Genomic DNA, 6544 nt, shown 5'->3' with positions numbered 1-6544 from the left:
AAAGACCACATCAAGGTATTGATGGAAAGAAACCAATAGAAATGATAAATCTGTTACCGAAATAAGTAACCTTTACAGAAATGACAAACGATACACCATCTCACATTTTACATCTCACATCTCACATCTCACTACAAACAAAAAACACAAATGAAAACAGAAAACAACAAATTCGCAAGAGCCGAAATGCTGATAAGAAGACCTGTTTCAGAAGTTTTTCAGGCTTTTATAGATCCGGAAATCACCAGTAAATTTTGGTTTACCAAAGGCTCCGGAAAACTAGAAGAGTACCAACCTATTGAATGGGTTTGGGAAATGTATGATTTCTCCTTAACGGTTTTAACAAAAGTTATAAAAGAAAATGAGAAGATTGTAATCGAATGGGGAAACTCGGGCGACCTTACAGAAGTAGAATGGATTTTTACTCCTTTAAACAAAGATGAAACTTTTGTCAGCATAACCAACTCGGGATTAAAAGGCGAAACCGATAAAATTATTGATCAGGTACGAAATTCTACTGAAGGTTTCACACTGGTTCTAGCCGGAGCAAAAGCATATTTAGAACATCAACTTCAACTAAATTTGGTTTTGGATCGTTTTCCTAAGGGGCTGGGTTAAGGTTTTTAATTGTGAAATGTCTACTGTGAAATGTGTACTGTGAGATGTGAAATGAGCTGCTATGGTCCTTTCGACGCAAGGAGAAAGCACAATAGTTGAGCGCATAAACTTTGCCGAATATTGGGTGTGATTTCTCCTTGCGTCGAAATGACAGGAATACCACAAACCTGAAACCTGAAACTTGAAACAAAACCAACAACAGAGCAAACAACAGAGCAAACAACAAAACAAATGGACACAAAAAAACCCGCAACCATAGACGAATACATTGGTTCTTTCCCAAATGACGTGCAGGAAGTCTTAGAAGAAATACGAATGACGATTCAGAAAGCAGCTCCTGATGCCAAAGAAAAAATCAGTTACTCGATGCCGGCTTTTGATCAAAACGGGATTGTAGTTTATTTTGCCGCTTTCAAAAATCATATTGGTTTATATGCTTTGCCAAGTGGACATGAAGCTTTTAAGGAAGAGCTTTCTAAATACAAATCAGGAAAAGGATCAGTACAATTCCCTTTAAACGAACCGATGCCTTTTGCTTTAATTACTAAAATTGTAAAATTCAGAGTCAAAGAAAATTTAGCAAAAAAAGGTAAAAGTTAATCCATCTAAATTTGACGTAGCATTACAATTCAGAATACAGATACTATTTGTCAAGGGATGATTTAGATTTATTCGCTCGCAAAGACGCAAAAGCGCAAAGTTTCTTTTTATGCATGCAGATTAAATCGATATTTTGCCCTGTGATTTCGATAAAAACTATCTAAATAGATCTGCGTGAAATATCCCAGAAAACTTGAAACTTGAAACTTGAAACTTGAAACAAAAAAAAATAACAACAAATATTCCCGTTTCAGACTAACCCAGACACCGAAACTTATTTCTTAAACTCCCCAAAGTGCCACAAAACACCCGACGGATCGTGCAAAAAACATTCCCTTCCCCAATCGAGATTGCGAATTGGCGTTAATTTTACACCGGCATATTTTTCCGGAAGTTTTAAGGCTAAAAGTTCTTTGTAGTAACGATCAACATCGTCTACTTCCAGGAAAATCATGGTGTTTTCTATCCACTCTTTAGCGTAATAATCTTGCAGATAAAATGCCGTTTCTCCGGTTTTGAAAACAGAAAAATTAGCTTCTAACACCCCTTCTTCAAAACCTAAATCACGATAAAAGCTTCTTGATAATTCAAAATCTTTTGCCCCGATAAATGGTCTTATTGACTTGATTTTATGCTCCATTATCTATTTTTTTTAGATTACTATCGCAACATTAAAAATCCGGTTTTATTGATTAGCCCCCAATTGCTTGTGCAAATCAACATTTAAACTGTACTGTTCTTCCACCGGAATAACTTTTCGTGAATTTTTATTAATATCACTTCCTTCTTTTGACCAAAGAAAGGGGTAAAAATTAAAAACCTCATCTCCCTTTAATTTTGAAACCTCTTCTCTCCAGCCCTTCCATCTGTTCCCATCATAAAACTTATCCAGGTCATTATAAAAACAAAATTGCAAAAATTCAGAGTAGGTAATATCAAGTGGTTCGTATTCTAAATTGTCAGGCGAGAAATAATACATCTTTCCTAAGTCTGTTCCTAATCCGCCTCCGTTTAAAAGATAAAAACCACCGATCGCATCATCTGCCACAATCAAAAAAGAAGGCGTTTCACCAAATTCTTTAAACGATTTTCCTTTGTTCCAATCCGGAAGTGTACGATTGAATTTTGCATTTCCAGAACCCAGAATTCTAATCCAGCCGTCATCAATTAAAAGACCACCCGTCATAAAAACAATGCCCCCCATTGGTGATTGAGTCGTAACTTGTGTTTTGTACAATACGTCTTTTGCCTTTGCGGCATCGACCGGTAAAATTTCAACTTTATTAGTAGCTGTTTTAATCCAGCTTTCCACGAGTTTCCAGCCTGGATCTGTTTTATTTATAAGTTTATCTACGGATTGCATTTTAGTTTGAGCTGTTGTTATAAAAGTTATAGACATCGCTATAACGGCAAAAAAATTTCGTGTCATTATACAGGTTACAAATTCTTATTCTATTTTCTTAATTTTTCTTCAATATACTTCCCAAACCTCTACCAATTTGCTCAATCGCTTCGATACTTTTCTTAAGAGGAGTTGCAGTAAAATCCTCATAGGCATCCATCGCACTTTCTTTACGATCGTCCTGAGGGTAGACCAATATTATATTATTGTCATCAAATGATTTTTCGAATTTCTGAGGTAATTTATCAAAGATTGATTGATAGGATACAGAACCTTTACGCGATAAATTAAAAACAATTAGATCAGTTGGTTTAATTTCATCCGAAATAGCTTCAAAATTTTCCCAATCTAAAATACTTTTGAAACCCAGTTTTGCATTCAATCTCAAATTAGTCGCAATTTGCATAATAGACTGATGCGTTTTATATTCGGCGTAAATAACGATCGGAATACTTAATTCCTGAGACAAACGACATATTTTTTGCAGTAAAAGATGAAATCCTAATCCTCTTTCTGAGAATGGCGGACAAATAAAAACCAATCTTTTTTCTTCGATAAATGTCTTCTGAAACCTACAGATAAACAAACTTTTATCTACGTTATTGATTATTGAATCTACGTTTTCTCCAAAAATCTTGTCCAGAAAACCTGTTTTCCTTGGCCAGCCGATAATCACGATATCCGACATAATTTCTTTTGAAGTACGGGCAATTCCACTTGCCGGATTATGGTCGATTCTGGCGATGGTATTGATTTTTACTTCGGAAGCGGAACCTTGAATTACAAATTTGTCCACCGCCTTTTTATATTTTAAAATATTAATTTCTGCCTGATCATTATTTGGAACGATCGTTAACAATGTCACCGGATTGGCAGATTTTTTATCCTTTATCAAAAGGGCAAAGTCCAAAAGGCTGGACGTTGCAGAAGTTTTAGCCAATGGGATCAAAATATGTTCTTCAAAAGTCTGATCTTTATTAGCATCTTCTGTAGAAACTTCTTCTTCGCAAATAGCAATTTTTTTAGCCGCTTTTTCAGTGGCAAAAGAAGCTACAATACAGGTTATTAAAATTAAGATAATTGTTCCGTTTAAGATATTTTCATCGAGAATTTTCGCTTTAAATCCAACTAGAATAACCGCCAGAGTTGCTGCCGCGTGTGCACTACTCAATCCGAAAATAAGTTGTCTCTCTGTTTTGGTATATTTAAAAACCACCTGAGTAAAAAAGGCTGCAATCCATTTTCCAAAAATAGCAACAACACTCAATGTACCGGCCACAATTAAAGCAGTTGGTCCACTTAGAATTACACTTATATCCACCAGCATCCCAACAGAAATCAGAAAAAACGGAATAAACAAAGCGTTTCCGATAAACTCAATTCTGTTCATTAACGCAGAAGAATGCGGAATCAAAGGATTTAATGCCAAACCGGCAACGAAAGCACCAATAATAGGCTCCACTCCTGCTACCTCCGCTAAAAAGGCAGCAAAGAAAACAACCGAAAGTACAAAAATATAGTGGGCGTGTTTTTCACTTTCCAGTTTTTTAAAGAACCATTTGGCGATCCTCGGAATCACCAAAAACATAATAGCAGAAAAAATAGCCAATGAAACACCCAGTTTTATCCAGAAAGCCTGATTCAGACTGCCCTGGCTGCTGCCCATAATTACCGCAAGAATAATCAAAACCGCGGTATCAGTCAAAATGGTTCCTCCAACCGTTATCGCAACAGCTTGGTTTTTAGCAATTCCAAGTTTACTGACAATCGGATAAGCAACCAATGTATGGGTGGCGAACATACTTGCTGTTAAAAAACTGGCATTAAAATCGTACTCCAACAAATAAAAGCAAACCGGAAAGCCAATACAAAGTGGAAAAATAAAAGTGAACAAACCAAATAATAAACTTTTGTTTCTGTTGGCTTTAAACTCGTTCATATCCAATTCCAAACCTGCAATAAACATAATATAGAGCAGTCCAATAGTCGAAAACAAATCGACTGCTGAATTTTTTGCCAGAATATTAAGTCCATGTGGTCCAATAATTACCCCTGAGATTATCAATCCAATAATGCCCGGAATATTTATTTTCTTTAATAAAATTGGAGATAACAGAATAATGAAAAGTATCAACGAAAAGATCAAGACGGGGTTGCTTAATGGTAATTCGAATTCTTGTAAAAAATGCTTGAAAAATTCTATCATAGTTAAATTGTATCTTCTTTGTGCTTTCTCTTGTCCGTCAAAAAGCACCTTACTTAAAATGAAATCTCAGAAATGCGGCTTATTGATTTCTTTGGCATTTGGTTCCTTACAAAAATACCTAAAAAAACACGATTTATTTACGAAAGTTCTATATTAAGAATTTAAATTTACTTCGTTGCCAAATTATTAAATTTTAATATCTTTTTTAACAAAACTGCAACATTAACAAATCAAAATTAAGCATCTTTGCATTATTCAATTATCTTTGTCTTCATAAAAATTGTACAATGGAAGAATGTATCTCTGTTTTTGATATGCTTAAAATTGGTGTTGGGCCTTCAAGCTCGCACACACTTGGTCCTTGGCGTGCTGCCGAACGTTTTTTAGAAGAATTAAAAGACGAATCTATTTTAGACGAAACTACCAGAGTCAAAGTCGATCTGTACGGGTCTCTTTCTCTAACCGGTAAAGGTCATGCTACAGATTTGGCCGTAATGCTGGGTTTAAGTGGTCAGGATCCTGAATATATTCCTGTTGAGAATATAGCAGGAATCATCAAAGACATTGAAACTAAAAATGAAATCATTTTAGGAAATCACAGCACGATTCCGTTTTATTTTCTTCAGGACATTGTTTTCAATAAAGACTTTCTTCCGTTTCACGCAAACGGATTAAAATTTACGGCCTACAAAGCCGATGATTCTGCATATGAATCTACTTTCTACTCTATTGGTGGAGGTTTTGTGGTGAAAGAAGAACGCACTACTGCCAAAATAAAGGAAGAAATAAAATGTGCCTTTCCATTCCCTATTCAGAATGCCGTTGAACTGTTAAATTATACGGTTGTACAAAACAAATTGATTTCTGAGATCGTCTATGAGAATGAAAAATCAATGCGTTCTGAAGCAGAAATACATTCCGAATTAATGCGTGTCTGGAACACCATGCTCGAATGCATGTATATTGGTTGTCACTCCGAAGGAATTCTTCCGGGTGGACTAAACGTGCGCAGAAGAGCGTTTGACATGCACCAGAACCTGATTGGTTTATCTAACTATAATTCTCCTCAAACCTGGTTAGAAGAGATTAGAAAAACGGAAGTAAAATTCCGTCAGATTTTAAAATGGGTAAGTTGTTTTGCACTTGCCGTGAATGAAGTAAATGCGTCATTAGGACGTGTAGTTACCGCACCAACTAATGGAAGCGCCGGAGTAATTCCAGCCGTTTTGATGTACTATTTGGTAATCGAAAACCACAATGCCGGAGAAAAAGAAATCAAACAATTTTTGATGGTTGCCGGAGAAATTGGAAGTATTTTCAAAAAAGGATCCACCATTTCTGCCGCGATGGGCGGTTGCCAGGCCGAAATTGGAGTTTCGTCTTCTATGGCCGCGGCTGCACTTTGTGAATTAATGGGCGGAACTCCTGCACAGGTTTTAATGGCTGCCGAAATCGCTATGGAACACCATTTAGGTCTAACTTGTGACCCAATTGGTGGTCTGGTTCAGATTCCGTGTATCGAAAGAAATACGATGGGGGCCATAAAAGCAATAAATGCAGCAGAATTAGCTTTAGAAACAGATTCAAAAAATGCAAAAGTGCCTTTAGACAAGGTAATCAACACCATGTGGCAAACGGCAAAAGACATGAACTCTAAATACAAAGAAACTTCTGAGGGAGGTTTGGCAATTGCTGTAAATATGGCTGATTGTTAAAAC

General features: G+C 36.2%; 6 protein-coding genes. 3 read left to right on the top strand and 3 right to left on the bottom strand.

What is annotated here, in order from left to right; translation table 11 throughout:
- Positions 1–150: 150 nt before the first annotated feature.
- Positions 151–618, top strand: coding sequence for an SRPBCC family protein (locus G3A47_RS20415; protein ID WP_166925767.1), 468 nt, complete (start codon positions 151–153; stop codon positions 616–618).
- Between the two features lie 231 nt (positions 619–849).
- A complete protein-coding gene (locus G3A47_RS20410) occupies positions 850–1218 on the top strand; it encodes an iron chaperone (protein WP_166925765.1) in 369 nt (122 codons plus the stop codon).
- A 274-nt stretch (positions 1219–1492) separates the two neighbouring features.
- Here G3A47_RS20410 and G3A47_RS20405 read toward each other — a convergent pair whose 3' ends face one another.
- The 3 genes from G3A47_RS20405 to G3A47_RS20395 are packed head-to-tail and all read right to left on the bottom strand — an operon-like array spanning position 1493 to position 4826.
- Positions 1493–1858, bottom strand: coding sequence for a VOC family protein (locus G3A47_RS20405; protein WP_166925763.1), 366 nt, complete (start codon positions 1856–1858; stop codon positions 1493–1495).
- A 45-nt stretch (positions 1859–1903) separates the two neighbouring features.
- Positions 1904–2647, bottom strand: coding sequence for a DUF2625 domain-containing protein (locus G3A47_RS20400; protein WP_243860529.1), 744 nt, complete (start codon positions 2645–2647; stop codon positions 1904–1906).
- Positions 2648–2678: 31 nt separating this feature from the next.
- On the bottom strand, positions 2679–4826 hold the full coding sequence (locus tag G3A47_RS20395; protein ID WP_166925761.1) for a cation:proton antiporter: 2148 nt from the start codon (positions 4824–4826) through the stop codon (positions 2679–2681).
- A 287-nt stretch (positions 4827–5113) separates the two neighbouring features.
- Between G3A47_RS20395 and G3A47_RS20390 the strand changes: the two genes are divergently transcribed.
- Complete coding sequence (locus tag G3A47_RS20390; protein ID WP_166925759.1) at positions 5114–6541, top strand: L-serine ammonia-lyase; 1428 nt, start codon at positions 5114–5116, stop codon at positions 6539–6541.
- Positions 6542–6544: the final 3 nt, after the last annotated feature.

The sequence above is a fragment of the Flavobacterium poyangense genome, assembly GCF_011751075.1.
Taxonomy (GTDB): domain Bacteria; phylum Bacteroidota; class Bacteroidia; order Flavobacteriales; family Flavobacteriaceae; genus Flavobacterium; species Flavobacterium poyangense.
This window is presented reverse-complemented; position numbering and strand designations above follow the sequence as displayed.